Source organism: Mesorhizobium sp. M1A.F.Ca.IN.020.06.1.1 (genome assembly GCF_004023265.1).
GTDB lineage: Bacteria > Pseudomonadota > Alphaproteobacteria > Rhizobiales > Rhizobiaceae > Mesorhizobium.
The window spans coordinates 11,097-15,144 of the sequence record NZ_RZSR01000026.1 but is presented as its reverse complement, the minus strand read 5'-3'; the positions used below and the strand labels follow the sequence as shown (position 1 = coordinate 15,144).

4 protein-coding genes are annotated in these 4,048 nt (G+C 66.2%); 2 read left to right on the top strand and 2 right to left on the bottom strand.

What is annotated here, in order from left to right; translation table 11 throughout:
* Both EOA60_RS02530 and hutI read right to left on the bottom strand, forming a co-directional pair.
* Positions 1 to 762, bottom strand: a 762-nt coding sequence (locus EOA60_RS02530) for an aromatic amino acid lyase (protein ID WP_164899168.1), incomplete at its 3' end; no start/stop codon positions are given.
* Positions 759 to 1,988, bottom strand: coding sequence for an imidazolonepropionase (gene hutI / locus EOA60_RS02525; protein WP_164748401.1), 1,230 nt, complete (start codon positions 1,986 to 1,988; stop codon positions 759 to 761). The genes EOA60_RS02530 and hutI, both read right to left, overlap by 4 nt.
* Positions 1,989 to 2,086: 98 nt before the next feature.
* Here hutI and EOA60_RS02520 point away from each other — a divergent pair, with 98 nt between their 5' ends.
* Both EOA60_RS02520 and EOA60_RS02515 read left to right on the top strand, forming a co-directional pair.
* The gene (locus EOA60_RS02520; RefSeq protein WP_095824868.1) at positions 2,087 to 3,442 is read left to right on the top strand and encodes a formimidoylglutamate deiminase; all 1,356 of its coding nucleotides are present in this window, start codon (positions 2,087 to 2,089) and stop codon (positions 3,440 to 3,442) included.
* 5 nt (positions 3,443 to 3,447) lie between these two features.
* Positions 3,448 to 4,048 (top strand): GntR family transcriptional regulator (locus EOA60_RS02515; protein WP_245502515.1); only part of this gene is annotated, 601 nt, incomplete at its 3' end.

Sequence of the window (4,048 nt, the reverse complement as noted above, 5' to 3'; positions counted from 1 at the left end):
GTCCGCGGTCTCGATCTGGCCGCGATGCTTGCGCAACAGATGGATGCGCGGATCGAAAGGCGCGTCGGAGCCGCGGGCAGCATCGGTCGACAGCGCGCCGGCGACCAGCGCCGACTGGTAGAGCGTCTCTGCTTCGAACAAGGCGGCGAGCGCGAAGGCGGTCGAGAACTGGGTGCCGTTGAGCAGCGCCAGGCCTTCCTTGGCGCCGAGCGTGACCGGTTCCAGCCCATGCGAGACGAAGGCGACCTTGGCCGGGAAGCGGCCATGCGGGGTAAAACATTCACCGACGCCGATCATGACGGCCGTCATATGCGCGAGCGGCGCAAGGTCGCCCGAGGCGCCGACAGAACCTTGCGCCGGCACCACCGGGATGACGTCGTTGGCGAGCATCCCCTGGAGCAGGTCGATGGTCTCGGCGCGCACGCCGGAAGCGCCCTGGGCGAGGCTCGCCAGCTTCAACGCCATCATCAGCCGCACCACGGGGGCCGGCATCGGTTCGCCGACGCCCGCGGCGTGGGAAAGCACGATGTTGCGTTGCAGCGTTTCAAGATCGTTTGCCGGAATGCGAACGCTGGCGAGCTTACCGAAGCCGGTGTTGATGCCGTAGACCGGCTCGCCTTTGGCGACGATGCGGGCGACGGCTTCGGCGCTGGCCTTGATCTTCGGCCGGCAGGCATCGTCGAGCTTCGGCACGGCGCCGCGATAGATGGCGCGCCAGTCGGCAAGCGTTGCGCTGCCGGGCTTCAGGATCAGTTCGGTCATTGTCCTCTCCAGATGCGGGCATGGAGCGGATTGAAGCCCATGCGGTAGACAAGTTCGGCCGGACGCTCGATGTCCCAGACGGCAAGGTCGGCCGATTTGCCGGCTTCCAGCGTGCCGGTCCTGTCGAGAAGCCCCAGCGCACGCGCGGCCTCGCGGGTGACGCCGGCGAGGCATTCGTCGACGGTCAGGCCAAAGAGCGTCGCGGCCATGTTCATGGTGAGCAGCAGCGAGGTGAGCGGCGAGGTGCCGGGATTGGAGTCGGTGGCGACCGCCATCTTCACGCCGTGGCGGCGGAAGAGATCGACCGGCGGCCTCTTGGTCTCGCGGATGAAATAGTAGGCGCCGGGCAGGATGGTCGCGACCGTGCCGGATCCGGCCATCGCCGCGGCGCCCTCCTCATCGGTGTATTCCAGGTGATCAGCCGACAGCGCGCCGTAGCGCGCGGCAAGCGCGGCGCCATGCAGGTTGGAGAGTTGGTCGGCGTGAAGCTTCACCGGCAGGCCGAGCGCTTTCGCCTTATCGAAGACGCGCGCGATCTGTTCCGGTGAGAAGGCAATGCCCTCGCAAAAACCGTCGACGGCGTCCGCGAGCTTTTCGGCGGCAACCGCCGGGAGGATCGTGCCGGCGACGAGATCGATGAAAGCGTCCTTGTCGCCCCTGGCTTCGGGCGGCAGCGCATGGGCGGCGAGACAGGTCGTAAGGATCGTGATTGGACGCTCACCGGCCAGACGGCGCGCGGCGCGCAGCGACTTTTTTTCATTGTCGGCATCGAGGCCGTAGCCGGACTTGACCTCGACGGTCGTCACGCCCTCGGCCATCAGCGCGTCGAGGCGGGGCAGCGTCTGGGAGACGAGCTCGTCTTCGCTCGCGGCGCGCAGCGACTTGACCGAGGAGACAATGCCCCCCCCTGCCCTAGCCACCTCCTCATACGTGGCGCCGGCCAAGCGCATCTCGAATTCGTTGGCGCGGTTGCCTGCATAGACAAGGTGGGTGTGGCAATCGATCAGGCCGGGGGTGATCCAGCGGCCCTGGCAATCGACCGTTTCGGCGCCCTGCCCGGCGGCTGCCGGCAGGTCGGCCTCCGATCCGGCGTAGACGATCAGCCCGTCGCGCGCGGCGATCGCACCTTTCTCGACGATGCCGAGACCGGCAGCACCCTCGGCCATGGTCGCCAGGCGCGCATTGCGCCACAGACGAAGGCCGCTCTTTCCGTTTGCTCCACCCATCATCTTTTCCATTTGAAAGGATGACGATTATGTATATACATATTGAAACGCGAAGCAAGTGTTAATGTCGCTCGGGCATTCGGATTGGGAGTTTGGACGTGACGGCGATCTTTGCGGAACAGGCGCTGCTGCCCGGCGGTTGGCGGGGCAATGTGAGGATCGCTTTCGACGGCGGCCGTATCTCTGAAGTCGAAGCGGGCTCTTCGGCACACGCCGGCGACGAACGCCACGCCATCGTCCTGCCCGGCATGCCCAACCTGCATAGCCACGCCTTCCAGCGCGGCATGGCGGGGCTTGCCGAACTGCGCGGTCCCTCGGCCGACAGTTTCTGGAGCTGGCGCGAGGTGATGTACCGCTTCGCGCTGTCGATGACGCCGGACCAGGTCGAGGCGGTCGCGGCGCAGCTTTATGTGGAGATGCTGGAAGCCGGGTTTTCGCGCGTCGGCGAGTTTCACTATCTGCATCACGACCGCGACGGGCAGCCTTACGCCAACATCGCCGAGATGGCGGAGCGGATCGCGGCTGCCGCCGCCGACACCGGCATCGGACTGACGCTGCTGCCGGTCTTCTATGCCCATTCGGCCTTCGGCGGCGCTGCTCCCAACGAAGGCCAGCGGCGATTCATCAATGATGTCGGACGCTTCGAACGTCTGCTTGAGAAAACTCGCGAAGGCGTTCGCTCGCTGGAGCAAGCCGTCGTCGGCGTCGCGCCGCACAGCCTGCGCGCCGCAACGCCGGACGAACTCAACGCGGTTGCAGCAATGGCGCCGAACGGGCCGATCCACATCCATGTCGCCGAGCAGGTGAAGGAAATCGAGGACTGCATCGCCTGGTCAGGCAAGCGTCCGGTCGAGTTGCTGCTCGGACATGCTGAGGTGGACAGGCGCTGGTGCCTGATCCACGCCACGCATATGACCGAGGCCGAGACGATCGCCATGGCCAAGAGCGGCGCCGTCGCTGGGCTGTGCCCCGTCACCGAAGCCAATCTCGGCGACGGCACTTTCGCCGCCCCCTCGTTCATCGAACATGGCGGCCGCTTCGGGATCGGCTCCGACTCCAATGTGCTGATCGGCCTGCCGGACGAGCTTCGGCAGCTCGAATATTCGCAGCGCCTTGCCCACCGCGCTCGCAATGTGCTGGCGCGCGCCGGCGGCTCTACCGGCCGCGCGCTGTTCGATGCCGCGCTCGATGGCGGCAGCATCGCGCTCGGCGCCGGCCCCTCAACTCTCGCCGTAGGCAGGCCCGCCGATTTCGTCTCGCTCGACGCCGGTCATCCCTCGCTTGCCGGCAAGGCGGGCGATGCCATCCTAGACGCCTGGATCTTTGCCAATGGCGGCAAGGTCGATTGTGTCTGGGTGCATGGCAAGAAGCAAGTGAGCGGCGGCAGGCATGTCAAACGCGAGGCGGTCGCCGGGCGCTTCCGCAAAGTGATGATGGCGCTTTCCGAGGGCTGATCCCGATGAGCATGACCGAAACGGCAGAGATGGAAGACGGCGAGACCCTGTCGCTGCACCAGCGGATCCTGTCCGACATCCGGGAAAAAATTCTGTCGGGTGCATGGGCGCCCGGCCACCGCATCCCGTTCGAGCACGAGCTGACGGCTCAGTATGATTGTTCGCGCATGACTGTGAACAAGGCGCTGTCGCAGCTCGCCAAGGCGGGGTTGATCGAGCGCCGCCGCCGCTCGGGCAGCTTCGTGCGCCAGCCGCAGTCGCAGGCGGCGGTGCTGGAACTGCACGACATCAGGATCGAGGTCGAGGCGCTTGGCCTGCCCTATCGTTATGAACGGCTGGAGCGCATGAAACGACGCGGCAATGCCGAGGATCGGTCGCTGCTTGGGCTATCTGCCACGGGTCCAGTGCTTTGGCTGGAGGGGCTGCATTTTGCCGGCGAACGGCCATTCGCGCTCGAGCAGCGCCTGATCAATCTTTCGGCGGTGGGCGAGGCCAGCGAGGAAGAATTTCTCGACATCTCGCCCGGCCCCTGGCTGATCGGCCGCGTGCCGTGGAGCGAGGCCGAGCCCCGTATCCGCGCCATGGCGGCTGACGAAACTATCGCCG